The sequence below is a fragment of the Caulobacter sp. GW821-FHT09B08 genome, assembly GCF_059418225.1.
This window is the reverse complement of sequence record NZ_JBWKPL010000002.1, coordinates 608,237-629,990: the sequence shown is the minus strand read 5'-3', so window position 1 is coordinate 629,990 and position 21,754 is coordinate 608,237. Positions and strand designations below refer to the sequence as shown.

Sequence of the window (21,754 nt, the reverse complement as noted above, 5' to 3'; positions counted from 1 at the left end):
GCGGCGGCGATCACCCGAATTTCCCGCCTAGCCTTGCGATATCGCGCCGACTGTCCTGGCCAGTAAGGCCACTCTACATCCGCTCGCCCGTCAGCTTGGCGTTGCCGAAGAAGCCCATCTTTACCTGGCCGGTCAGCTTGTCGCCGGTGATCTTCACGTCGTACTTCAAGGTCAGGGACATGGGCTTGGTGACCTTCAGGTCCCACTTCAGCGTGTCGCCCGAGACCGTGCCGGCGAAGTCCTGCGAGTCCATCTGGGCGTAGAGGGTGCCGGTCAGCACGTTCCCGTCCGTCACGAACTTGCCGGTCATCTCCTGCGGACCGACGGGCGTGGCCAGGACCATCTTCCACATGCCGTCGACCACGGTCGCGGCGGAAGGCGGTGAGGCGGCGACCGGCGCTGCGACAGGTGTATCTGAAGCCGCGATTTCAGTGACGGGCGCCGGCGGCGCCTCGAAGCTCTTGGCCGTCACCTCCCGCGTGGTCGAGCGACCCTCGATCAGGTCCAGGATCCGGGACGGCGTCAGCGGCAGGTCCAGGCACTTGGCCCCGAACGGCGACAAGGCGTCGGCGATGGCGTTGACCAGGGTCGGCGGCCCGACGATGGCCCCGCCCTCGCCCACCCCGCGGAACCCGCCTTCGGCCTTGGACGGGGTCGAGGCGTGGACATATTCGAAGTCCGGCACATCGGAGATCGCCGGCAGCATGTAGTCCTTGAACGTCACCGCCGTCGGATTGCCGCGCGCGTCGTAGGCGACCTCCTCCAGCAGAACCGTGCCGATGGCCTGGGCCAGGCCGCCGGCGATCTGACCCTCGACGACGGCCGGATTGATCATCACGCCGCAGTCCTCGCTGGAGACCCAGCGCTTGATCGAAACGAAGCCGGTCTCGGCGTCGACCTCGACGATGCAAGCGTGGGCGGCGCTGGCGAAGGTGATGGGCGGCGGCTTGTAGCGATACTGGGCCTCCAGCCCCGGCTCGACGCCCGGCGGCAGGCGGTCGGGATCGCCATAGGCCACCTCGGCCACCTCGCGCAGGCTGCGGGTCATTTCCTCGACGCCCTCGACGCGCACCATGCCGTCCTCGATGCGCACGTCGTTGGGATTGGCGTTCAGCAGGTGGGCGGCAACGCGCTTGATCTTGTCGACCAGCAGGTCCGACGCCCGGATCGAGGCCCCGCCCCCGGCCACGGCCTGGCGACTGCCCGCCGCCCCGGCCCCGAAGCCGCCGCGCGAACTGTCGTCCTCGAACACCGACACGTCCTCGTAGGGCACGCCCAGACGCTCGGCGATGATCTGGGCCATGGTGGTCTGGGTGCCGTGGCCTTGGGAGTGGGTGCTGAGCACGGCGGTGACCTTGCCGGTGGGCTCGATGCGGATCTGGGCCACGTCGCTGGCCAGCACGGCCACCCCGGTGCTGCCGGCGGTCGGCTCGATATAGGCCGCCAGGCCCAGGCCCAGATAGCGCCCCTGCTCCCGCGCCTTGGCCTGCTCGACACGGAAGGCGGCCACGTCGACCACCTCCAGCAGCTTCTCCAGGCACTCGGCCGGGGTGACGTCCTCCAGGGCGACGCCCATCGGATTGGTGCAGGGCTGGTCGGCCAGGGTGACGAGGTTTCGCCGCCGAATCTCGACGGGGTCGATGCCGATCTGGCGGGCGGCCATGTCGAGCAGGACTTCCCGCGCCAGGGACTCCATCGCCCACGGCCCGCGATAGGCCGCCAGCCCGGCCGTGTTGCTGTACCAGCCCCGCGTCAGGAAGCTGAACTGGGGCATCTTGTAGGCGGCCCACAGGAACATCATGACCGCGATGTTGGCGTCGGCTCCGTGTGGATAGGCGCCGTTATTGATGCCGTAGTCGGCGTGCGAGGCCAGCAGACGGCCGTCCTTGTCGAACGCGGCGCGCAGGGTCATCTCCTGTTCGCGCGCCTGGTTGGCGGCGGTCAGGTTCTCCAGCCGGTCCTCGATCCACTTGATCGGCCGCCCCAGGATCAGGCCGGCGGCGACCACGGCCACCTCCTCGCGCCAGGGCTGGACCTTGAGGCCGAAAGAGCCGCCGACGTCCTTGGCGATCACCCGGACGCTGGTCTGGGGCAGGCCAAAGGCCTGGGAGAAATAACGGGCCGCCATCTGCGGGCTCTGGCAGGCCAGATAGACGGTCAGCTCCTCCTCGCCTTGCTTGGAGACCACGACGCCTCGCGTCTCCATCGGCGCCTGGGCGATCCGCTGGTGAGTGAACCTGGCCTCCACCAGATGTGGTGCGGCGGCCAGGGCCGCTTCCAGGTCCTCGTCCGGCTCGTCGATACCCACGGAGGCGGCGACGTTGGAATCGGAGTCGGGATGGACCAGCGGGCCGTGCTTGGCGTCGTCCAGGGTGACGACGGGGTCTTCCTCGACGTAGTCCACCGTCACCAGGCTGGCGGCGTCCTCGGCCAGGTAGCGGTCCTGGGCGATCACCATGGCCACGGGGTCGCCCACATAGGCCACGCGGTCCTCGGCCAGCGGCGCGATCCGCACCGTGGGCGCCGTCAGGTAGAAGCTCAGCATGTCGATCTTGAACCGCGCCAGGTCCTGGGCGGTCAGGATCGCGTGGACGCCGGGCATGCCCCGGGCCATGGCGGTGTCGATCGACTTGATCCGGCCGCGCGCGATGGGGCTGCGCACGAAGGCCACGTGCAGCATGCCGGGCAGCACGACGTCGTCCACGAACATGCCCCGGCCGGTCAGCAGCCGGGCGTCCTCCTTGCGCGGCATGCGTTGACCGATGAAGCGTCCGGCGGCGATGGGCGCGCTCATGCCGGCTCTCCCGAGGTCTCGCCGGCCAGCCGGCGGGCGGCGCGGCGCATGCCCTGGTAGCCGGTGCAGCGGCACAGGTGTCCGGACAGGGCGTCGATCAGCTGGTCGCCGGTCGGCTGGCCTGGAGCGTCGGTCAGGGCGGCCAGGGTCATGGCCACGCCCGGCGTGCAGAAGCCGCACTGCAGGCCGTGCTCGTCGCGCAGTGCCTGTTGCACCGGGTGCAGGGTTCCGTCGGCGGCCGCCAGGCCCTCGACCGTGGTGACGGCGGCGCCGTCGGCCTGCACCGCCAACTGCAGGCAAGCCCGGACGGCCTGGCCATCGACGATCACCGTGCAGGCCCCGCACACCCCATGCTCGCAGCCCAGGTGGACGCCCGTATAGCCCGCGTCGACTCGCAGGAAGTCAGCCAGGGTCAGGCGTCCCTCGACGGTGGCCTGGTGGTCGCGTCCGTTGATCGTGACCTTGATCCGGTGCTCGCTCATGCCGCCTGCTTTCCGTTCAGGGCCTCATTCAAGGTGCGGGCGAGGATCCGCTCGCCCACCGTGCGCCGATAGCGGGCGGTGGCGTGGTGGTCGTCGAAGGGGTCGGTGTCGGCGACGGCCAGTTGCGCGACGGCCCGCGCGTCGATCCCGGCGACGGCCTGTCCAACCAACGCCGCCTCGGCCTGGCGCGCCTTGATCGGCGTCGGCCCCATGCCGAACCAGGCCAGGCCGGCCCGCGCGATCCTGCCGTTCTCCACCGTCAGGGCGCCGGTCAGGCCGACCAGGGCGAAGTCGCCGGGACGCTGGGCCACCTCCCGGAACACGGTGATCGTACCGTCCGGCCAGTCGGGAAAGTCGAGGGCGGTGACCAGCTCGTCCGGCTCCAGTGTGGTCATGTAGGGGCCGAGATAGAGGTCGGCCGCCGCGACCGAGCGGACGCCGCGCGCCGAGCGGACCTCGACGGACGCCCCCAGCGCCACCGCGGTGGCCGGCAACTCGGCCGCCGGCTCTCCCAGGGCGATGGAGCCCCCGATGGTGCCCCGGTTGCGGGTCTGGTGATGGCCGACATGGCGGGTGGCCGTGACCAGTCCCGGCAGGACGCGGCCCAGGGTCGGATCGGCGATGACCTGGTTCTGGCGCATCGCTGGCCCGATCCGCGTGCCGCCGCCCGTCCGGCTCACGCCTTTCAGGGCGGCGACGCGATTGATGTCGACCAGGATGAAGGGCTGGCTCATGCGCAGGGCCAAGAGCGGCATCAGGGTCTGGCCGCCGGCCAGCACCGTGGCCCCGCCGCCGGCTTCGGCCAGCACGGCGCAGACCTCCTCGACGGTGTCGGGCGCGACGTAGTCGAACGGCGCGGGCTTCATCGCCGCGCCCCTTCCACCAGCTTCGCCAGCAGGGCCGCGTCCAACGTCACCATCGGCGCCGAGCGGCGGCCGAACTCGAAGCCCGCCGCCGCGACGATCACCACCAACAGGCCGATGGACAGGCCCATCCAGTCCGAACCGTCGCCCTGCCCTCGCCCGACCAGGAAGCCGACCAGGGCGGCGACCGCCACGGCCAGGATCCAGGCGACGGGCAGGCCGCTCGCTCTCGGCGCAGGGGCAGACAGCGCAGGAGCCGCGCCGACGACGGGTTTGGCGCCCGCCGTTGCGGGAGCCGCGCCAGGCCCCGCTATCGCCTCGCCCAATTGCGCGAAGAACTTGCCTGCCAGCTGCTTGGCGGTGGCGTCGATGATCGGCCCACCCAGTTGAGCCAGTCGCCCGCCCACCTGCGCGTCGACCTCATAGGTCAGCAGCGTGCCACCGCCATCGTCGGACAGCCTCACCTTGGCCCCGCCCTTGGCGAAGCCGGCGATGCCGCCGCTGCCCTCGCCGTTCAGCGTGTAGCCGTTGGGCGGATCGAGGTCGGAGAAGCTCACGGCGCCCTCGAACCGCGCTCCGATGGGCCCGATCTTGACCTCAACGGTCGCCTTCAGCCGGTCGGCGCCGTCGCGCTCCAGCGACTGGCAGCCGGGGATGCAGGCCTTCAGGACGGCGGGGTCGTTCAGGGCTTCCCACACGCGCTGACGCGAGGCGGCGATCCGCTGCTCTCCGGTCATATGCATGTTGTTTCCCCTCCAGAGTTATGAGACACGGTGACTTATAACTAGCCGCGAAGCAGCGACGGGAGCAACCGTCCTTCTGGCTCGCGGACGTGGCTCGGGTCCTTGTGCGGACCGGGCGCTTTGGAGGGGATTTGATGCTGTTTTCTCTGGGGAACATCGCGCGCAGGACGCGGCTGATCGGACATATCGCCCTGACGATCATCGGCGCGGCCGCCCTGGCGTCCTGCGGCGCCGGATCCCCGCCCCAGGAGCCGAGCGCCGTCTCCGATCCGGACAACTGGCCGTCGTTCGGCCGCACCGGCGGCGAGCAGCACTACAGCCCCCTCAAGCAGATCAGCGTCCGCTCGGTCGATAAGCTGAAGCTGGCCTGGCACTACGACCTGCCGTCCGAGAACACCCTGACCGGACCGGTCGCGGCCGACGGCAAGCTGTTCGTGACCACGGGCCACAGCTACATCCGCGCCTTCGAGGCGGCGACCGGCAAGCTGCTGTGGGAGTACGACTCCAAGACCCGCGAGCAGTCGGGAATCCTGTTGCGCATGGGTTGGGGCCCCAAGGGCATCGCCTACTGGAACCGTCGCGTGTTCCTGGCCACCCAGGACGGCCGCGTGATCGCGCTGGACGCCAATACCGGCAAGGTCGCCTGGGAAACGCGGGACTTTCCCGTCGGCGAGATGCGCTACATCAACGGTCCGCCCCGCGTGTTCGACGGCAAGCTGATCATCGGCCACGGCGGCGCCGACGTCAGCGCCATTCGGGGCTATGTCACCGCCTACGACGCCATGAGCGGCAAGCAGCTGTGGCGCTTCCATACCGTGCCCGGCGATCCCGCCAAGGGTTTCGAGAACGACGCCATGGCCATGGCCGCCAAGACCTGGAAGGGCGAGTGGTGGAAACAGGGCGGCGGCGGCACGGCCTGGAACGCCTTCAGCTACGATCCCGAGCTGAAGATGTTCTACATCGGCGTCGGCAACGGCTTCCCCTACAACCAGACGGTCCGTAGCCCCGGCGGCGGCGACAACCTGTTCCTGGCCTCCATCGTGGCGGTGAAGGCCGACACCGGAAAGTACGTCTGGCACTATCAGGTCTGCCCGGGCGAGCAGTGGGACTGCAACGCCACCCAGGACATGTCGCTGGCGACGCTGAAGATCGACGGCAAGCCGCGCAAGGTGCTGATGCAGGCGCCCAAGAACGGCTTCTTCTACGTGCTGGACCGGGCCACGGGAGAACTCCTGTCGGCCAAGCCCTTCGCCAAGGTCACCTGGGCCAAGAGCATCGACATGAAGACCGGCCGCCCGGTCGAGGATCCGGGCATCCGCTACAACGGCAAGCCCGGCCTGTTCGAGTTGTGGCCCGGCGCGCGCGGCGCGCACAGCTGGCTGCCTCAGGCCTACAGCCCGCGCACGGGCCTGACCTATGTGCCGGTGATCGAGGGGGCCTCGTTCATCGGCGACGAGGGCGTGGACTTCAAGCATCAGCCCAAGCTGGGCGGCCTGGCCGTCAACATGGTGCCCGATCCCGACCTGCCGGGCTCGCGCCGCAGCTTCCTGAAGGCCTGGGATCCGGTCACCCAGACCGCGAAATGGAGCGTGCAGTTGCCCGGCAACTGGCCCGGCGGTGTCATGGCCACGGCCGGCGACCTGGTCTTCCAGGGGCGGATCGACGGCAATCTGGTCGCCTATGACGCCCGCACCGGCAAGGAGGTCTGGGCCTTCCAGACCGGCGCGCCCGTGGTCGCTCCGCCGATCTCCTACAGCGTGAACGGCAAGCAGTACGTCACGGTGATCACCGGCAGCGGCGCCTCGGGCGGCGGCATTCTGTCCAGCGGCAACGCCCAGTACCGCACCGACTACCACATGCCCCGCCGCGTGCTGACCTTCGCCCTGGACGGCAAGGACCAACTGCCGCCGATCGAGAAGCCGGCCCCACTGAAGGCGCCCGACGATCCGGACTACAAGCCCAACGCGGCGCTCGAGGAAAAGGGCGCGACCGCCTTCGGCATGTCCGGCTGCCTGGTCTGCCACGGCTGGAACGCGGTGGGCGGCGGCGCGGCGCCTGACCTGCGCACCTCGCTCTATCCGGCCAACCGCGAGGCCTTCCACGCCGCGGTGAAGGGCGCCCTGGTCGAAAACGGCATGCCGGCTTTCCCGGAAATGCCCGACGCCGACATCGAGGCCATCCGCCAGTACCTGCGTCTGCGTGGTCACCAGCTGAACGAGGTCCCCAAGGTTCCGGCCGCCGCCAAGGCCAAGGGCGGCGCCGTGGGATCGTTCGCGGGAACCTGGGAGGTCGTCATCGACTCGCCCGCCGGCAAGCAGCCCGCCACCGGCGAATTCACGGTGCAGGGCAATGTCATCACCGGCCGCCAGTTCTCCTCGCAGGGATCGGTCGATCTCAAGGGCACGGTCGACGGCGCCCACGGCGTCTGGTCGGGCAAGGCGACCAAGCCGTTCCCGATCAAGCTGGAGTTCGACGTCGTGCTGGATGGCGACACCTTTACCGGCACGACCAAGACAGGCCCGTTCGGGACCTTCCCGGTGACCGGCACGCGGAAGCGATGAGGACCCTGCCGAGGCACGAAGCCTAGGTTACGGCGAATTCATCCGGAACGGGCTTACGCCGCTACAAATGTGGCGCTACAGATGTAGCGTCACATCTGGCGGAGTCCCCATGATCGAGTCCCTGCCCCGACGCGAGCGCGAGGTCTTCGAGACCCTGTGCCGCCTGGAGACCAGCACCGCCGCCGGGGTTCGTAGCGCGCTGTCCGATCCCCTCAGCGACTCGGCCGTGCGCACCCTGCTGTCGCGGCTGGAGGCCAAGGGGCTGGTGGAGCGCTCGTCCGGGCCGGACGGCTTCGTCTATAGCCCCGCCCAACGCACCGAAACCGTCGCCGCCGACGCCCTTCGGCGGATGATCGACACCTTCTTCGCCGGCTCGGCGGCCAGCGCCGCGACCGCCCTGCTAGGCCTGGGCCAGAGGCTGTCCCCCGAGGAGGCCGCCGCCCTGGAGCGGGCCATCGACCAGGCCGTGGAGCGCAAGCCATGACCTGGGTCCTGCTCGCCTCGCTGATGCTCAAGTCCAGCATCGTCGCCGGCGCCGGCCTGGTCTGCGCCCGCTGGCTGGCCCACCGTCCGGTCGACCGTGTGGACATCCTGCGCGCCACGGTTTGCCTGCTGGTGGCCCTGCCGGTGATCATGAACGTCCTGCCGGCGCTGAACCTGGCCCTGCTGCCGGCCTCAGCGCCCGAGACTGTCCCGGCGCTCCAACTCGCCCAGGCCAAGCTGAGCGGTGCGCAGGATGCCGGACACGCGCTCCTGACCTGGCCGCCGCCCGTCAAGCTGATCGGCGGCGTCTGGGCCTTCGGCGCCGTCGTCATCGCCGGCCAACTTCTGCTGGGCGTCATCACCCTGGAGCGCTGGACTCGCAAGGGCGGCCCGGTGCGCTGCCCCGGCTGGCTCGCGCCGCTGGAGAGATTGGCGCCCGTGGATCGCCCTCACCTCGCCTCCACCGACCGGGTCAAAGGCCCGCTCAGCTGGGGCGTCTGGCCCGGCTTCATCGTCGTCGATCCGGAGAGCCTTTCCGAACGCCACGCCGCCCCCGCCATCCTGGCCCACGAACTGGCCCACCTGCGCCGCCACGACTGGCTGTTCCTGATCGTGTCGCGACTGGCCCTGGCGATCTTCTGGTTCAACCCCTTGGTCTGGCGGCTGCATGTCGTCCTGGCCGAACGCTCCGAAGAAGCCGCCGACGCCATCGCGCTCGAAACCATAGACCGCACACTCTACGCCCGAACGCTGGTGCGCCTGGCCTCCCAACCCCGCCCTCATCCCCAACTCCCGCGTGTCGCCACCGCCATGGCCGCCGACGCCCGAACGCTGAAGACAAGGATCGCCTGCATCATGACGAACTCTTCCGCCCGCCGCCGCCCGATCGTGGTCGCCGCCACCGTTGTCGCCCTGGCCGCCGTGGCCACGCCCCTGGCGGCCCTAGGCGTCACGCGCCAGGACTGGGTCCAGTCGGAGCCGCCCGCGCCGCCCGTGCCGCCTGCTTCTCCCGCGCCCCCGGCTCCGCCCGCCCCGCCACCGCCGCCGCCTGAACTGGCCGAGCTCCCGGAGCCTCCGCCCCCGCCCGAACCGCCCGAGCCCCCGGCTCCGCCCGAGCCCCCGCCCCCGCCGCCCAAGGTGTTCCGCTACGGCTACTTCCTGCCGGGCTCGCCCGCCGAACAGCAACAAGCCATCGAAGCCCACGCTCGCGCCGAGGCGGCCCGCGCCATCGCCGAGACCGCGCGTAATGCGGCCGAGATCGCCCGCGCCGCCGCCGTCGAGGCTCGTCGCCAGGTCGATGTGGAGCGCGTCCGCGTCGACATCGCCCGTCAGGCGGCCGAACAGGCCAAGGTCGACGCCGCTCGCGCCCGGGCCGACGGCGAGATCGCCCGCCGCGCCGGCGAGCAGGCCCGGGCCGAGGTCGCGCGGCAGATGGTGCGGGTCCACGCCCAGATGGCCGAGGGCGCGGTCCAGATGCGCCAGGGCGCCCAGCAGATGCGGGCCGAGGCGGCCCGCCTGCGCGATCCGGCCTACCGCGCCAAGCAGATCGCCGAGAACAAGGCGCGCGGCAATGTCGTCACCGACGCCGAGTTGCGCGACCTGGCCAATCGCCTGCCCGGCCAGGCCGACAACCTGGAACGCCAGGCCGACCGGCTGGCCGCGGACGCCCGCAAGCCCAGCTAGTCCGGCTTGACCGTCAAGCTGCGCCCGGCCCGCCGCCCGTCGGCCGACCGGGCGCGCACCTCGACCGCTCCCGAGACCGCTGCGCCCTCGACATAGGGCCGCCAGGCGCCGCCCTCGGGGCGGTACTCGATGGCCAGTCCGGGAAACTCGACATTGGCCTTCAACTCGCCGTCCTCGATCACCGCCCCGACCGTCGGCACGCGGTAGGCCACGCCCGCCGCGTCCAGCCGCGCCAGTTCGCGACCGCCCAGCAGGTTGGCGAAGGCGTTCCAGTCGGCGTCGCGCCGCGCCCGCATCTCGGCGGTGAACGCGCCGGTGGTCGGGGTGTAGGCGGCCCCCGCCACATAGGGGACTTCCCAGTTCGCGCCGTGCCAGGCGCGCTCGGCCAGGGCCAGCAAGCGGGGATAGAGCATGTAGTCCACCTGGGCGTCCGAGCGGACCGTTTCGCTCCAGAGCTGCCCCTGCAGGCCGGCGAACCGGACACCGGGCTCCAGCGGTGCGTCGTCCTTCTGGCTCTGGGGCTTGCCACGCAGGTCGTTCCACAGCTCGGCATGAGCGGGCAGGTTCTCGGGCATGAAGTCGAACACCTTGCGGGTGTCGGTGGCGCGCGAGGGCCAGTCGTAGCCCCGCTCCTTGGGATCGGCGGCCTGCGGGCTGTCGAAGTACATCACCTCGGGGATGGAGATCACCACCTCCCAGCCCTGGTTGGCCTGCTTGTGCGCGCTGGCGGGACCGTCGCCGCCCAGAGCGCCCCAGGCATTGGAGTGCGCCTTGGCCGGCATCTGGTCGGCCCTGGCATGACCCATGCCATCGCTCCAGCCGGCCACCATCACCCCCTTGGCCGCCAGCATGGCCGACACCTTCTCGATGAAATGACCGCCCAGATTCACCGGCTTGATGCCCGTCTTGGCCTCGTAGGCTGCGCAGGCCGGCGAAGCCGTCCACGCGCCCGGCGTCTCGTCGGCCCCGATGTGGTAGCGCGTCAGCGGCTGGCCGGCCTCGGCGTGCAGCCGGGCCATCTCGTCCACCACCTTGCCGAGGAAGACGTAGCTGCTGTCCAGGCAGACGTTGATGGTGTTGTCGGTGTAGTGCTGAATGCTGCTGTAGACCGAGGCGTTGGCGGGTTCACTCAGGAGGTAGCGCCCAGCCTCGGCTTCAGGCTTACCCTCGGCCCGCAGACGCGCCGCGCGGGCCTCCATCGACTTGATCGCCGCGCGGGAATGGCCCGGCATGTCGAACGATGGGATCACCTGAATGTGGCGCGCTTGGGCGGCCCGGACGATCTCGACGTAGCCGGCCCGCGAGAAAAAGCCGTTGACCGGCGTCGAGGGATCGGGCCCCGAGCCCAGCTGCGGCAGCAGGCAGGTCCGCTCGGCCGGGTCGTGGCAGCGGCGCGAGCCGACCTGGGTCAGCTCCGGCAGGCCGGCGATCTCGACCCGCCAGCCCTCGTCGTCGGCCAAGTGCAGATGCAAGCGGTTCAGCTTGTAGGCCGCCATCTGGTCCAGGATCGCCAGGATTTCGGACTTGGAATGGAAGTTGCGAGCCACGTCGATGTGCAGCCCCCGGAAGTCGAAGCGCGGCGCGTCGTCCACCGTCACCAGCGGAACCGCGCGCTGGGCGTCGATCAACTGGCTCAGCGAGGCCAGAGCGTTGGCCGCGCCTTCGGGATCGGAGGCCAGGATCTCGATCGATCCGGTCTTCACGGCCAGGCTGTAGCCGCCCAGGGCCAGCTGTCGCGACGGGGCGAGCTTGATCGCCAGCCGCACGCCGCCCTTGCCCTCAGTCGCACCGCGCGAGGCCAGATGCGCCAGGGCCGGCGCCAGGTCGGCGCGCCGGATGCCGCTCAGCGAGACAGTCACCCCACGCGACAGGTCCAGCCGTCCGCCGCCCGGGTCGGGTCGGACCTTCGAGGGCGTGGGCAGGATCGCCGTCGCCGGTACGGCCTGGAGGCTCGTTCCCGCGGCCGCGTTCACCGCGTAGACACGCGGCGCCGTCGCCCAGACCGTCGTGTCGGCCGCCGAAGCCCCCGCCAGCCGCGCCTCGTCGGTGAAGGGCGCGACGAAGGCCAGGCTCTCGAGGCCCGTCTCCAGATCGATGACCGGACGCGTGCTGTCGATGGTCCGCGCCGCCAGGCCGTCGACCGCCGCATAGTAGTTCGGCATCGGATAGAGCTCGGACAGCTGGTGGCCTTCGAGCTTCAGGGGGATGCGGATCGGACCGGCGGCGAAACCGGCGAAGGCGGCCGTCGGAGTCAGGCGGTAGAGGTCGCCGTTGATGTGGGTCAAGGCGAACCCGTCGCCCTCGGCCTCGAGGATGCGGTCGACGCTGCTGAAGTACAGCGACCAGCCGGCCTCGGGCGCCTGGGGCGCGGCCAGGGTCATGACAGCCCGCATGCAGTTATGGGCCGGGGCGCAAGTCGCCGGATCGGGGCGATTGTCGAGAACCTGGTAGCCGACCTTGAGACCGGCGGCGAACCCGTCCAGCTGCGCCTGGGTGGGCTGGGCCGCCGCGACGCCGGCCGCCGCTCCGATCGCCAGGCCCGCGACAGCCCTCAACAACATTCGACGCATCGACTTCCCCACATCCGGCCGCTTCATCGGCGGGCCGGAGGGAATGCTAACGCGGTTCGGCCGGTTGTCTCCACCCGAAGACGAGAGTGAGGACTACTCCCATTCGATCGTGCCAGGCGGCTTGCTGGTCACGTCGTAGACGACGCGGTTGACGCCCCGGACTTCGTTGATGATCCGGGTGGCGGTCTTGCCCAGGACGTCCCAGGGGAACTCGAAGAAGTCGGCGGTCATGCCGTCGGTCGAGGTGACCGCGCGCAGGGCCAGGACGTTCTCGTAGGTGCGGGCGTCGCCCATGACGCCCACCGTCTTCACCGGCAGGAGCACGGCGAAGGCCTGCCAGATCTTGTCGTAGAGACCGGCGTTGCGGATCTCTTCCAGATAGATGGCGTCGGCGTCCTGCAGGACTTTGACCTTTTCGGGCGTGATGTCGCCCGGGATGCGGATGGCCAGGCCCGGGCCGGGGAATGGATGGCGGCCGACAAAAGCGGGAGCCAGGCCCAGCTCGACGCCTAGGGCGCGAACCTCGTCCTTGAAGAGCTCGCGCAGCGGCTCGACCAGCTTCAGCTTCATGTAGTCCGGCAGACCGCCCACATTGTGGTGGCTCTTGATCACCGCCGAGGGGCCGCCGCGCGCCGAGACGCTCTCGACCACGTCGGGATAGAGCGTGCCCTGGGCCAGGAACGCCGCGCCTTCGATCTTGGCGGCTTCCTTGTCGAAGACGTCGATGAACAGCTTGCCGATGGTCTTGCGCTTGGTCTCCGGGTCGCTGACCCCGGCCAGTTCGCCCAGGAACAGGTCGCCGGCGTCCACGTGAACCAGCGGGATGTTGTAGTGGTCGCGGAACAGGGTCACGACCTGATCGGCCTCGTTCTTGCGCAGCAGGCCGGTGTCGACGAACACGCAGGTCAGCTGCTCGCCGATGGCCTCGTGGATCAGCACGGCGGCCACCGAGCTGTCGACGCCGCCCGACAGGCCGCAGATCACCTTGCCGTCGCCAACCTGGGCCCGGATCTTCTGGACCATCTCCTGGCGGAACGAGGCCATGGTCCAGTCGCCCTTCAGGCCGGCGATGTTGAACAGGAAGTTCTTGTAGATCCTGGCGCCGTTGACGGTGTGAACCACCTCGGGGTGGAACTGCACGCCGTAGATCTTGCGGGCGTCGTTGGCGACGGCCGCGAACGGGGCGCCGGTCGAGGTGGCGATCACCTCGAAGCCTTCCGGAATGGCGGTGACGCGGTCGCCGTGGCTCATCCAGACCGTTTCCAGGCCGCCGACGCCGGCCAGGCCTTCGAACAGCGGACTGTCCTTGCCGATGGTCAGTTCGGCCCGGCCGAACTCGCCGGCGTGGCCGCCCTCGACCTTGCCGCCCAGCACGTCGCACAGCAGTTGCTCGCCATAACAGACGCACAGCATCGGCACGCCCAGGTCGAACAGCTTGGTCCCGATGCGGGGGCTGTCGGTCTCCAGCACACTGGCCGGGCCGCCCGAGAGGATGATGGCGCTGGGCTTGTAGTCGTCGACTAGGGCCTCGGCCTTGTCGAACGGGTGGATCTCGCAATAGACGCCGGCCTCGCGCACCCGGCGGGCGATCAGCTGGGTGACCTGGCTGCCGAAATCGACGATCAGAACGCGCTGGTGGTGGGTTTCGGTCGTCATCTCAATATCTCCAGCGTGTCGTTTCGGTTCGATCCCCTCGCGGGGTCAGTGTTCAGGGCGCGTAGGACCCGCGCTCGATCACGGCGGCGAAGAAGCCGTCGGTCCCGGCGCGATGGGGGGTCAGACGCAGATAGCCTTCGGGTGTCAGGTGCTGCTCGACGCCCTTCAGGGTGATCGGCTTGACCGAGAAGCCCGGATGGCGCTCGACGAAGGCCGATACGCGGTCCTCGTTCTCCTCGGTCAGCAGCGAGCAGGTGACATAGATCAGTCGGCCGCCCGGCTTCACAAAGTCGGAGGCGTCGGCCAGGACGGCGTCCTGCTCGATCTGGCGCTTGGCCAACTGATCGGACGAAAGGCGCCACTTGGCGTCGGGGTGGCGGCGCCAGGTGCCCGAGCCCGTGCACGGGGCGTCGACGAAGACGAGGTCCAGCTTGCCTTCCAGGCCCTTCAGCGGTGCGCCCTCGATCGGCGAGCGGATCTGCAGGTTACGGACCCCTGCCCGCTGGCCGCGCCGGATGGTGTCGGCCAGGCGGCGGGCGTCGCTGTCGTGAGCGTAGATCTGGCCGCGATTGTCCATGGCGGCGGCCAGGGCCAGGGTCTTGCCCCCGCCTCCGGCGCAGAAGTCCAGCACCTGCTTGCCCTTGACGTCGCCGGCCACGGCGGCGGCGATCTGCGAGCCCAGGTCCTGAACCTCGAACCAGCCCTTGGAGAAGGCCGGCACGGCCTCCACCGACGGCGTGCGGTCGGCCGCGCCCGGCGCCGGGATGCGGAAGGCGGTGTCCAGCACGCCCGCCGGCTCGGCGCCGATCAGGGCCACGGCCTTGGCGCCGCGCTCGACATCGGTCTTGAGCAGGTTAATGCGCAGATCGACCGGAGCCCGCTCGGCCAAGGCGGCCATCTCGGCGGCCTGGTCCTGGCCCAGGGCGCGGGTCAGGGACGGCTGCATCCAGTCGGCATAGTCGCCGGCCACCGGCGCGGGAGCCTCGGCCAGCGAACGGGGTGAGGCCAGCCGCTCGCGCTCAGCGTCGGTCAGGGCGCCCGGGCCGTGCTCCTCGGCGGCGGCCTCGGCGACGCGGTCCAGCGACCACTTCCAGTCGAAGGCCAGCACGCCCAGCACGACGCCGCGCGCGCTGTCGTCGCCCATCATCCAGCCCAGGGAGCGCTTGCGGCGCAGGGCGTCCAGGGCCAGGCCCGACACGAAGGCGCGGTCTTTCGAACCCGCGTAGCGCGCGCCCTCGCCCCAGCGCTTCAGCGCCATCCGTACGGGGAAATGACGCGTCTCGATCTCGGTGAGAACCTCGATCGCCGCTGCTAGTCTGCCGCCGTCACGCATTGTGTTTTCAGATCACCAAGGCCGCCAGGATCAGGCCTATGCCGATCAGGGAAGCGAGCCATACCAGCGACCGCGCATACGGCACGCCGAAGGCATAGAGAAAGATGTAGATCGCCCGCGCCCCGACATAGAGCAGCGCTCCATGCGCCGAGAGCATGCCGAGCCGGCCGCCCAGATAGGCGACCAGCACAGCGGCGGCGAAGAGCGGGAAGGTCTCGCGGAAGTTGGCGAAGGCGCGTTCCAGGCGCCCCGCCATGCCCGTCAGGACCACCGGCGTGTCGCGCGAACCGACGTTCCACTTCAGGCCGCGCTGCGGCTGGGCGGCCGCGGCCGCCCAGAGCAGGTGGACGAGGCCGATCACGACGGCCACGCCCAGCATCTGAAGTTCGAACGCCATCCGCACGGCCCTAGACCGCGCTCGGATAGTTCGGCGCTTCCCGGGTGATCATCACGTCGTGGACGTGGCTCTCACGCAGGCCCGCGCCGGTGATCCGCACGAAGCGCGCGCGCTTCTGCAGTTCGGCGATGGTGGGGGCGCCGACATAGCCCATGGCCGCCCGCAGGCCGCCGACCAGCTGGTGCAGCACCGGGGCGATCGGGCCCTTGAAAGGCGTCTGCCCCTCGATGCCTTCCGGCACCAGCTTGAAGCTGTCCGTCACTTCCTTCTGGAAGTAGCGGTCGGCCGAGCCCCGGGCCATGGCGCCCACCGAACCCATGCCGCGATAGCTCTTGTAAGAGCGGCCCTGGTACAGGAACACCTCGCCCGGCGCCTCTTCGGTGCCGGCGAACATCGAGCCCATCATGGCGGTCGAGGCCCCGGCCGCGATGGCCTTGGCCAGGTCGCCCGAGTACTTGATACCGCCGTCGGCGATCACCGGGGTTCCGGTGTCGCGCGCGGCCCGAACGGCTTCGGAGATCGCGGTCAGTTGCGGCACACCCACACCGGCGACGATGCGGGTGGTGCAGATGCTGCCGGGGCCGATGCCCACCTTCACCGCGTCGGCGCCGGCGTCGATCAGGGCGCGGGCTGCGTCGTAGGTGGCGATGTTGCCGGCCACGATCTGCACGCGGTTGGCTTCGCGCTTAAGGCGCGAGACCGCCATGGCGACCTGGCTGGAGTGGCCGTGGGCGGTGTCGATGACGACGACGTCGACGCCAGCGTCCACCAGGCCCATCGAGCGCTCGAAACCGGCGTCGCCGACGGTCGAGGCCGCGCCGACCAGCAGCCGGCCCTTGTCGTCCTTGGCGGCCAGAGGGTGGGCCTGGGCCTTCTCGATGTCCTTCACCGTGATCAGGCCGACGGCGCGATAGGCCTCGTCGACGACGATCAGGCGTTCGATCTTGTGCTTGCGCAGCAGCTCGCGCGCCTCGCGGCTGTCGACGCCCTCGGAGACGGTGATCAGGTTCTCGCGGGTCATGATCGCCGAGGCCGGGACGTTGTCGTCGCCCTCGAAACGCATGTCGCGGTTGGTCAGGATGCCGACCAGCTTGCCCGTGTCGCGCTCGACCACCGGGAAGCCCGAGATCTTGCGGCGGGCCTTGATCTCGCGGACCTCGGCCAGAGTGGTGTCGGGATGGATGGTCAGCGGATTGATGACCATGCCGCTTTCGTAGCGCTTGACCTCGCGTACCTGGTCGGCCTGCTCCTCGTTGGTGAGGTTGCGGTGCAGGATGCCCAGACCGCCGGCCTGGGCCATGGCGATGGCGAGGCGGCTTTCGGTCACCGTGTCCATGGCCGCGGACACGAGCGGGATGTTCAGACTGATTTCACGCGTAAACTTGGTCTCGGTCGTCACCTGGGTGGGCATGACGTCTGACGGACCGGGTTCGAGCAAAACGTCGTCGAAGGTGAGCCCTTCGCGAATCTCCATTGGAGTCTCCATTTTGCGAGCCGCGTATACCTACGGAGGCCGTCCGTGTCGACCCGCTTGGCGGCATAAATGGGGATGAATTCGCCGAACGACGACCGTCGATCGATGGACCACGAGACGCGGCTCTGCCCTACCGTCCCTTGAACCCCGTCGCGACCAGGAAGACCTCGGAGCTGTCCTGGCGGCTGGCCTTGGGCTTGAAGTGGACGACCTTCTCGAAGTGCTTCTTCAGGCGCGCGATCACCTCGGCGGTCTCGCCGCCTTGGAAGGCCTTGGCCACGAACGCGCCGCCGGGCTTGAGCACCTCGATGGCGAACTCCGCGCCGATCTCGATCAGGCCGACGATGCGCAGGTGGTCGGTTTCGCGGTGACCCACGGTGTTGGGCGCCATGTCCGACATCACCAGGTCCGGCGCGCCGCCCAAGAGCTCGATCAGCTTGGGCGGACAGGTCGGGTCGGTGAAATCCATCTCCAGAATGTGGGCCGGCGCGACCGGATCGACCGGCAGAAGGTCGACGCCGACCAGCTGGGTCACGCCGCGTTCGACCGCGATCTGCAGCCATCCGCCCGGCGCGCAACCCAGGTCGATCACCCGCGCGCCCTTGCGGAAGAAATGGAACTTCTCGTCGATCTCGCTGATCTTGAAGGCCGCGCGGCTGCGATAGCCCATAGCCCGGGCCTTGGCCGAGAACGGGTCGTTGATCTGGCGCTCCAGCCAGGCCTGCTGGCTGGGCGTGCGGCCGAAGGCGGTCTTCAGGCGCGCGGGCTTGGCGCGGCCGCTTTCGTTGCCGCCGGCCGGCGGCTTGACCATGCGCTTGCGGGGAGGTTCGTCGTTCATGCGTTCACCGTGGCGGGACGGGACGACCGACCAGCGCCGCCTCGCCGACGCCGGCGCGGCTTCTGTTGCTGATCGGACATCAGGGACATCAGGAGCCCCTCTCTAAGCCCCCGATCGGCGACACGCACGCGCGAACACGGCCAAAGCTCCTGAACGGCCTGCAAAATGGCCGCGCCCGCCAGCACCAGGTCGGCGCGGTCGGCGCCGATGCAGGGCTCCAGCGCCCGCTCCTTGGCGGTCAGGGTCAGCAGCCGCTCGGCCGCCGCCTCGCACTCGTGGCGCTGCATCCACAGGCCATCGACGATGTTGCGGTCGTAGCGTGGCAGGCCCAGATGCAGGCCGGCCAGGCTGGTGATCGCGCCCGAGGTGCCGACCATGTGGGCGCGACCGCCCTCGAACAGCTGACGCATCGGCTCGGCGTGCGGGAAGGCCTCGATCCGCGCCTTGACCTCATCGACCATGGCCCGGAACCAACCCGCTTCGGCCCGCTCGCCCTCGGGGAAGCGCTCTGCCAGGGTGACCACCCCGATGGGGATCGACAACCAGGCCTTGATCGGCAGCCTCCAGGCCGCGAACTGCCTGGGCTTGGCGTCCAACCCGCCGCCCTTGAGGTCCACCCACGACAGTTCGGTCGATCCGCCGCCCACATCGACCACCAGGGCCGCCTCGGCTTCGCGGTCGAACAGGCTCATGCAACCGGCCACCGACAGCTGGGCCTCTTCCTTCGGCGTGATGATCTGCAGGCGCAGGCCGGTCTCCTCGGCCACGCGACGCACGAAGTCGGGACCATTGGCCGCACCACGGCAGGCCTGGGTGGCCACGGCCTTGACCCGCACCACCTTGCGGCGGCGGATCTTCTCGGCGCAGACCTTCAGGGCCGCCATCGAGCGGTCCATGGCCTCGTCGGAAAGCTGCCCGGTCTGGGAAAGCCCCTCGCCCAGGCGGACGATGCGGGAATAGGCCTCGACCACGCGGAACCCGCGCGGAGACGGCGTCGCCACCAGCAGGCGGCAGTTGTTCGTACCCAGGTCGAGCGCCGCATAGCACGACTGCTCGCCCGCCGGCCGGCGCCGGCCCGAACCCGAGGGTCGAGGCGCGCCGGGCGCTCGCGGCGCCTCCGACATGGTCTTTCCACCTTGTCTCGCAGGCGATTCATGCCGAACCGCCTCACTTCGGGAGCGAGCATAGCAACCAGATTCCCCCGCCGGAAGGCGTCGCCTTGTTATCCGGGGACGGAACTCTACGTTCAGGTTCTAGTCAGGAGACTCGTGTAGGCTGCTCGACATGAATTCGAGACTCGCCAAATTCGCGATCGGCCAGGTGGTCAAGCACCGTGTGTTCCCCTTCCGGGGCGTGGTGTTCGACGTCGACCCGGTGTTCGCCAACACCGAGGAATGGTGGAACTCCATTCCCGAGGACATCCGGCCGACCAAGGACCAGCCGTTCTATCACCTGCTGGCCGAGAACGACGACAACACCTACGTCGCCTATGTTTCCGAACAGAACCTGCTGGCGGACGAAACCGGCGAGCCGGTCGGTCATCCGCAGACTCAGGTGATCTTCGAGAGCTTCGACCACGGAGCCTACAAGCTTCGTCCTCGGATCTCGCACTAGGCGCAACGTCTCTCCGGCAAGCCTCGGGTTTGGCGCAAAGTTCGAACGAACTTTGCCTCCGCCCGGGCGTAACGTCGTCGCATGAGCGCAGACGGTTTCAGCAACGGCCCGCCCCCCGGCGCGGCCGCCGATTGGACGATCGACCAAGGTTGGGAGAACTATTCCCAGGCCGAGCACGACGTCTGGATCACCCTCTATGAACGCCAGACCGCCTTGCTTCCGGGCCGGGCCTGCGACGAGTTCCTGCGCGGGCTCGACGCCCTGGACCTGCATCGCTCGGGCATTCCCGACTTCAAGCGGATCAACGAGGAGCTTCAGCGCCTGACCGGCTGGAGCGTGGTGGCCGTGCCGGGCCTGGTGCCCGATGACGTGTTCTTCGATCACCTGGCCAACCGCCGCTTTCCCGCCGGCCAGTTCATCCGCAAGCCGCACGAGCTGGACTACCTGCAGGAACCCGACACCTTCCACGACGTCTTCGGCCATGTGCCGATGCTGACCGATCCCACCTTCGCCGACTACATGCAGGCCTACGGCAAGGGCGGTCAGAGGGCGCTGGGCCTGGGGCGGCTGGCCAATCTGGCGCGCCTCTACTGGTACACCGTGGAGTTCGGCCTGATGGAGACCAAAGCCGGCCTGCGCATCTACGGCGCGGGCATCGTCTCCTCGCGCACCGAATCCCTGTTCGCCCTCGAAGACCCCTCCCCCAACCGGATCGGCTTCGAGCTGGAGCGGGTGATGCGCACGCCGTATCGGATCGACGACTTCCAGCAGGTCTATTTCGTCATCCCGTCGATCCAGACCCTGCAGGAGGTCACCCTGCGCGACTTCGGGGCGCTCTACGAGCGGTTGGCCGGGGCCAGCGACCTGGGCATCGCCGAGATCACCGGCGGCGATCGGGTGATCACCGCCGGGTCCCAGGCCTATGCGAACGCCGGCGGGCGGTTGGCCGTCCCGGCCGGCTGACCTTTCAGGCCGAACAGCAAGCGCACGCCGGGAATGCGGCGGACGATCTCGTAGGTCGCGAAGCAGCCGGCGAAGGTGGCGGCGATCAGGATCACGGCCTCCAACGGCTGCGGCAGGGCCAGTTTGGCCAAGTGATGGGCGGCCACCACGATCAGGGTCTGGTGAACCAGGTAGAACGGGAAGACGCCCAGGGTCAGGTAGCGCAGGGCCGGCGTCTCGCGGTTCAGATGCTTGGCCCCGAAGCCGAGGATGGCCGCGATGGCGCACCAGGTGTCGGTCGCATAGACGAAGCGCATGACGAACCGCAGGGCCTCGGGCGGGTTGGCGTCATCGGCGCGATAGGCCCAGGCATAGATCGCCCAGCCGGCATAGGCCGCGACGGCCAGGCCCAGGGCGGGCCAACGGGCGGCGATCAGGCGCTCGCGCAGCACCTCGGACTTGGCCAGGCCGAAGCCCACCAGGAAGGCGGCAAACGACACGGCGTGCACATAGTGGTCGCCGACCAGGGCGTGGGTCTCGCCGAACCGGATCAGCAGAACGCGAGCGACGCCGAGATACAGGACCGGCCAAACGATGAGGCCCGGCCCGCGCAGCACCGTCTCCAGGGCCGCCTGGATGTACGCGCCCAGCCGCTTCCAGATCAGCAGCAGCACGGCCAGGACCAGAGTGTAGAACAGCAGATAGGCCACGAACCACATGTGGTTCCAGGTCGGGGTGGTCACGCAGCCGTCGGGCGAGCACCAGCGGCCCGAACCGGTCACGTACTTGATCCAGAAATCGCCGTAGGAGGCGAAGTTCGTCGGGGCGCCCGGATGAGCCGCCAAGTATTCGACGATCTGATAGTAGGACTGCGGCGGCACGACCACGAACATGGCGAACAGCAGCGGCGGCAGCAGACGCGCCACCCGCGCGCCGGTTAGTTTTCCGACCGAGACCTTGTCGGCCATGAACCGCGTCGCCGCGCCCGAAACCAGGAACAACAGGGTCAGCCGCCACGGATTGGTCAGCAGCATGAACGGCTCGAGGGCTTCCACCGGATGAGGCGTCTTCACGTGCCATTCCCAGGGCACGTAGAACATGCCGACGTGATAGAGGATCAGCAGGAAGAACGCCCCGACCCGAATCCAGTCGAGGTCGTAGCGGCGGTCCGGCGAAGCAGTCGTGGTCATGGAGAAGCGTCCGGGTGAAAAACGATGAGACCGTCGTGACCCGAGCCTCCTCATCCGGCCAAGCGCCGGGGGATCAGCGGCCGCCGGCAGGGACAAGCGGCAAACCTCCAGGGACCAGCGGCGCGGTTTTC

The 21,754-nt window shown here is 69.3% G+C and carries 17 protein-coding genes; 5 read left to right on the top strand and 12 right to left on the bottom strand.

What is annotated here, in order from left to right; genetic code table 11:
- Positions 1 to 73: 73 nt before the first annotated feature.
- From AC07OA_RS09200 to AC07OA_RS09185, 4 genes are read right to left on the bottom strand one after another with little or no spacing between them, the layout of a single operon-like run.
- Complete coding sequence (locus AC07OA_RS09200; protein WP_494663492.1) at positions 74 to 2,794, bottom strand: xanthine dehydrogenase family protein molybdopterin-binding subunit; 2,721 nt, start codon at positions 2,792 to 2,794, stop codon at positions 74 to 76.
- Positions 2,791 to 3,276 (bottom strand): (2Fe-2S)-binding protein, encoded by a 486-nt coding sequence (locus AC07OA_RS09195; RefSeq protein WP_494663491.1) that lies wholly within the window; start codon positions 3,274 to 3,276, stop codon positions 2,791 to 2,793. The genes AC07OA_RS09200 and AC07OA_RS09195 overlap by 4 nt, the downstream gene beginning before the upstream one ends.
- Positions 3,273 to 4,142 carry an FAD binding domain-containing protein gene (locus tag AC07OA_RS09190; protein WP_494663490.1) on the bottom strand — a complete coding sequence of 290 codons (870 nt, stop codon included), beginning with the start codon at positions 4,140 to 4,142 and terminating at the stop codon, positions 3,273 to 3,275. Before AC07OA_RS09190 ends, AC07OA_RS09195 begins: the two co-directional genes overlap by 4 nt.
- Entirely contained in the window at positions 4,139 to 4,882 is a 744-nt protein-coding gene (locus AC07OA_RS09185; protein WP_494663489.1) for an SRPBCC family protein, read from the bottom strand. The genes AC07OA_RS09190 and AC07OA_RS09185 overlap by 4 nt, the downstream gene beginning before the upstream one ends.
- Positions 4,883 to 5,016: 134 nt before the next feature.
- Here AC07OA_RS09185 and AC07OA_RS09180 point away from each other — a divergent pair, with 134 nt between their 5' ends.
- The 3 genes from AC07OA_RS09180 to AC07OA_RS09170 all read left to right on the top strand — a co-directional run bounded on the left by AC07OA_RS09180 (position 5,017) and on the right by AC07OA_RS09170 (position 9,609).
- Positions 5,017 to 7,443: a PQQ-dependent dehydrogenase, methanol/ethanol family gene (locus AC07OA_RS09180; protein WP_494663488.1), complete on the top strand. Its 2,427-nt coding sequence runs from the start codon at positions 5,017 to 5,019 to the stop codon at positions 7,441 to 7,443.
- A gap of 109 nt (positions 7,444 to 7,552) precedes the next feature.
- Positions 7,553 to 7,927, top strand: a complete 375-nt coding sequence (locus tag AC07OA_RS09175) for a BlaI/MecI/CopY family transcriptional regulator (RefSeq protein WP_494663487.1) — start codon at positions 7,553 to 7,555, stop codon at positions 7,925 to 7,927.
- Positions 7,924 to 9,609 carry a M56 family metallopeptidase gene (locus AC07OA_RS09170; RefSeq protein WP_494663486.1) on the top strand — a complete coding sequence of 562 codons (1,686 nt, stop codon included), beginning with the start codon at positions 7,924 to 7,926 and terminating at the stop codon, positions 9,607 to 9,609. The genes AC07OA_RS09175 and AC07OA_RS09170 overlap by 4 nt, the downstream gene beginning before the upstream one ends.
- Here the strand turns inward: AC07OA_RS09170 and AC07OA_RS09165 are convergent.
- From AC07OA_RS09165 to AC07OA_RS09135, 7 genes are all read right to left on the bottom strand, one after another.
- Positions 9,606 to 12,170: a beta-N-acetylhexosaminidase gene (locus tag AC07OA_RS09165; RefSeq protein ID WP_494663485.1), complete on the bottom strand. Its 2,565-nt coding sequence runs from the start codon at positions 12,168 to 12,170 to the stop codon at positions 9,606 to 9,608. The genes AC07OA_RS09170 and AC07OA_RS09165 overlap by 4 nt on opposite strands.
- A gap of 102 nt (positions 12,171 to 12,272) precedes the next feature.
- On the bottom strand, positions 12,273 to 13,835 hold the full coding sequence (gene guaA / locus AC07OA_RS09160) for a glutamine-hydrolyzing GMP synthase (RefSeq protein WP_494663484.1): 1,563 nt from the start codon (positions 13,833 to 13,835) through the stop codon (positions 12,273 to 12,275).
- Positions 13,836 to 13,887: 52 nt separating this feature from the next.
- A complete protein-coding gene (locus AC07OA_RS09155) occupies positions 13,888 to 15,168 on the bottom strand; it encodes an RsmB/NOP family class I SAM-dependent RNA methyltransferase (protein WP_494663483.1) in 1,281 nt (426 codons plus the stop codon).
- Positions 15,169 to 15,175: 7 nt separating this feature from the next.
- The gene (locus tag AC07OA_RS09150; protein WP_494663482.1) at positions 15,176 to 15,571 is read right to left on the bottom strand and encodes an MAPEG family protein; all 396 of its coding nucleotides are present in this window, start codon (positions 15,569 to 15,571) and stop codon (positions 15,176 to 15,178) included.
- A 4-nt stretch (positions 15,572 to 15,575) separates the two neighbouring features.
- Positions 15,576 to 17,039 carry an IMP dehydrogenase gene (guaB, locus tag AC07OA_RS09145; protein ID WP_494663481.1) on the bottom strand — a complete coding sequence of 488 codons (1,464 nt, stop codon included), beginning with the start codon at positions 17,037 to 17,039 and terminating at the stop codon, positions 15,576 to 15,578.
- A 130-nt stretch (positions 17,040 to 17,169) separates the two neighbouring features.
- On the bottom strand, positions 17,170 to 17,877 hold the full coding sequence (locus AC07OA_RS09140) for an RlmE family RNA methyltransferase (RefSeq protein WP_494663480.1): 708 nt from the start codon (positions 17,875 to 17,877) through the stop codon (positions 17,170 to 17,172).
- Positions 17,874 to 19,001: a Ppx/GppA phosphatase family protein gene (locus AC07OA_RS09135; protein WP_494663479.1), complete on the bottom strand. Its 1,128-nt coding sequence runs from the start codon at positions 18,999 to 19,001 to the stop codon at positions 17,874 to 17,876. Before AC07OA_RS09135 ends, AC07OA_RS09140 begins: the two co-directional genes overlap by 4 nt.
- A 160-nt stretch (positions 19,002 to 19,161) precedes the next feature.
- On the opposite strand from AC07OA_RS09135, the gene hspQ reads away from it, so the two are divergent.
- Positions 19,162 to 19,491 (top strand): heat shock protein HspQ, encoded by a 330-nt coding sequence (gene hspQ, locus AC07OA_RS09130; RefSeq protein WP_494663478.1) that lies wholly within the window; start codon positions 19,162 to 19,164, stop codon positions 19,489 to 19,491.
- A gap of 81 nt (positions 19,492 to 19,572) precedes the next feature.
- Complete coding sequence (phhA, locus tag AC07OA_RS09125; RefSeq protein ID WP_494663477.1) at positions 19,573 to 20,454, top strand: phenylalanine 4-monooxygenase; 882 nt, start codon at positions 19,573 to 19,575, stop codon at positions 20,452 to 20,454.
- Here phhA and AC07OA_RS09120 read toward each other — a convergent pair.
- Entirely contained in the window at positions 20,412 to 21,623 is a 1,212-nt protein-coding gene (locus tag AC07OA_RS09120; RefSeq protein ID WP_494663476.1) for an acyltransferase family protein, read from the bottom strand. The two genes, phhA and AC07OA_RS09120, sit on opposite strands and share 43 nt — an antisense overlap.
- Between the last annotated feature and the right edge of the window lie 131 nt (positions 21,624 to 21,754).

What these genes read in the sequence shown, in the direction of transcription:
- phhA (WP_494663477.1), top strand. Translation starts at nt 19,573, where the DNA reads ATGAGCGCAGACGGTTTCAGCAACGGCCCGCCCCCCGGCGCGGCCGCC.
- AC07OA_RS09135 (WP_494663479.1), bottom strand. Translation starts at nt 19,001, where the DNA reads ATGTCGGAGGCGCCGCGAGCGCCCGGCGCGCCTCGACCCTCGGGTTCG.
- AC07OA_RS09140 (WP_494663480.1), bottom strand. Translation starts at nt 17,877, where the DNA reads ATGAACGACGAACCTCCCCGCAAGCGCATGGTCAAGCCGCCGGCCGGC.
- AC07OA_RS09165 (WP_494663485.1), bottom strand. Translation starts at nt 12,170, where the DNA reads ATGTTGTTGAGGGCTGTCGCGGGCCTGGCGATCGGAGCGGCGGCCGGC.
- guaA (WP_494663484.1), bottom strand. Translation starts at nt 13,835, where the DNA reads ATGACGACCGAAACCCACCACCAGCGCGTTCTGATCGTCGATTTCGGC.
- guaB (WP_494663481.1), bottom strand. Translation starts at nt 17,039, where the DNA reads ATGGAGATTCGCGAAGGGCTCACCTTCGACGACGTTTTGCTCGAACCC.
- AC07OA_RS09190 (WP_494663490.1), bottom strand. Translation starts at nt 4,142, where the DNA reads ATGAAGCCCGCGCCGTTCGACTACGTCGCGCCCGACACCGTCGAGGAG.
- AC07OA_RS09175 (WP_494663487.1), top strand. Translation starts at nt 7,553, where the DNA reads ATGATCGAGTCCCTGCCCCGACGCGAGCGCGAGGTCTTCGAGACCCTG.
- AC07OA_RS09185 (WP_494663489.1), bottom strand. Translation starts at nt 4,882, where the DNA reads ATGCATATGACCGGAGAGCAGCGGATCGCCGCCTCGCGTCAGCGCGTG.
- AC07OA_RS09195 (WP_494663491.1), bottom strand. Translation starts at nt 3,276, where the DNA reads ATGAGCGAGCACCGGATCAAGGTCACGATCAACGGACGCGACCACCAG.
- AC07OA_RS09200 (WP_494663492.1), bottom strand. Translation starts at nt 2,794, where the DNA reads ATGAGCGCGCCCATCGCCGCCGGACGCTTCATCGGTCAACGCATGCCG.
- AC07OA_RS09120 (WP_494663476.1), bottom strand. Translation starts at nt 21,623, where the DNA reads ATGACCACGACTGCTTCGCCGGACCGCCGCTACGACCTCGACTGGATT.
- hspQ (WP_494663478.1), top strand. Translation starts at nt 19,162, where the DNA reads ATGAATTCGAGACTCGCCAAATTCGCGATCGGCCAGGTGGTCAAGCAC.
- AC07OA_RS09170 (WP_494663486.1), top strand. Translation starts at nt 7,924, where the DNA reads ATGACCTGGGTCCTGCTCGCCTCGCTGATGCTCAAGTCCAGCATCGTC.
- AC07OA_RS09155 (WP_494663483.1), bottom strand. Translation starts at nt 15,168, where the DNA reads ATGCGTGACGGCGGCAGACTAGCAGCGGCGATCGAGGTTCTCACCGAG.
- AC07OA_RS09180 (WP_494663488.1), top strand. Translation starts at nt 5,017, where the DNA reads ATGCTGTTTTCTCTGGGGAACATCGCGCGCAGGACGCGGCTGATCGGA.